This is a genomic window from Arthrobacter sp. Dra40, from assembly GCF_059091905.1.
Map to the genome: position 1 here is coordinate 1 of NZ_JBNHHB010000434.1, position 2,009 is coordinate 2,009.

Consider the following 2,009-nt stretch of genomic DNA (forward strand, 5'->3'; position numbering starts at 1 on the left):
GGAGAAGAAGCAGCTGGCCGATACCCGCGATTCGGACATCGCGGCGATCGCCAAGGACCTCGAGGACGAGCTGGCCCGCCTGGAAGGCGAGGGCGCCAAGGCCGCCGAGAAGAAGAAGGCCCGCGACTCCGCCGACCGCCAGATGGCCAACGTGCGCAAGCGCGCCGACGCCGAAATCGAGCGCCTCGACATGGTCTGGGACCGCTTCAAGAACCTCAAGGTCGCCGACCTTGAAGGCGACGAGGGCCTGTACCGCGAGCTGCGCGACCGCTACGGCCTGTACTTCGAAGGTGCCATGGGTGCCGAAGCCATCAAGAACCGCCTTGAGAACTTCGACATGGCCGCCGAGGCCGAATCCCTGCGCGACATCATTAAGAACGGCAAGGGCCAGCGCAAGACCCGCGCCCTGAAGCGGCTGAAGGTCGTCAACGCTTTCCTGACGACCACCAACTCGCCGCTGGGCATGGTGCTGGACGCCGTTCCGGTGATCCCGCCGGAGCTTCGCCCGATGGTGCAGCTGGACGGTGGCCGCTTCGCTACCTCCGACCTGAACGACCTGTACCGCCGCGTGATCAACCGCAACAACCGCCTCAAGCGGCTGCTGGATCTGGGCGCGCCGGAGATCATCGTTAACAACGAAAAGCGCATGCTGCAGGAAGCTGTGGACTCGCTGTTCGACAACGGCCGCCGCGGCCGTCCGGTCACCGGACCGGGCAACCGTCCGCTGAAGTCGCTCTCCGACATGCTCAAGGGCAAGCAAGGCCGCTTCCGCCAGAACCTGCTGGGCAAGCGCGTCGACTACTCCGGCCGTTCGGTCATCGTGGTCGGCCCGCAGCTGAAGCTGCACCAGTGTGGCCTGCCCAAGCAGATGGCACTGGAGCTGTTCAAGCCCTTCGTGATGAAGCGCCTGGTGGACCTTAACCACGCGCAGAACATCAAGAGCGCCAAGCGGATGGTGGAGCGCTTCCGCCCGCAGGTGTGGGACGTGCTCGAAGAGATCATCACCGAACACCCGGTGCTGCTAAACCGTGCACCAACCCTGCACCGTCTGGGCATCCAGGCGTTCGAGCCGCAGCTGGTTGAAGGCAAGGCACTGCAGCTGCACCCGCTGGTTTGTGGTGCGTTCAACGCCGACTTCGACGGCGACCAGATGGCCGTGCACCTTCCGCTGAGCCCTGAGGCCCAGGCCGAGGCGCGCATCCTGATGCTCTCCTCGAACAACATCCTCAAGCCCTCGGACGGACGCCCGGTCACCCTGCCCTCGCAGGACATGATCATCGGTCTGCACCACCTGACCACCAAGCGTGAAGGCGGGGAAGGCGAAGGCCGTGTCTTCAGCAGCCCGGCCGAAGCCATCATGGCCCACGACGCCGGCGAGCTGCACCTGAATTCCGTCGTCAAGATCCGCGTGCCCGGCTTCGTGCCAGGCCCGGACCAGCCGGCACCGGAAGGCTGGGAAGAGGGCCAGGAAGCGCTGATCGAAACTTCGCTCGGCCAGGTCATCTTCAACGACACGCTGCCCGATGATTACCCCTGGGTGGAGCGCGTGGCGGACAAGGGCCAGCTCTCGGCGATCGTGAACGATCTGGCCGAGCGCTACCCGAAGGTCGTCACCGCGGCGACGCTGGACAACCTCAAGGACGCCGGGTTCTACTGGGCGACCCGTTCCGGCGTGACCGTGGCGATCTCCGACATCGCTGCGCCGGCTGAAAAGGCCGCCATCATGGAGGGCTACGAGACCCAGGCCGCCCGCGTTGAAACCCAGTACAACAAGGGCCTGATTGCCGACGACGAACGGCGCCAGGAACTGATCGACATCTGGAACAAGGCGACCAACGAGGTTGCCGACGCAATGCGGAAGAACCTGACCAAGGAGAACACCATCAACCGCATGGTGTCCTCCGGTGCCCGTGGCAACTGGCTGCAGGTCCGGCAGATCGCCGGTATCCGTGGTCTGGTGGCCAACCCGAAGGGCGAGATCATCCCGCGTCCGATCAAGTCCTCCTACC

Annotated in this window: 1 protein-coding gene; it reads left to right on the plus strand. The window is 65.0% G+C overall.

Going from position 1 to position 2,009, the window contains the following annotated elements; genetic code table 11:
* Nucleotides 1–2,009 (plus strand): DNA-directed RNA polymerase subunit beta' (locus AC5RWT_RS36870; protein WP_494084536.1); only part of this gene is annotated, 2,009 nt, incomplete at both ends.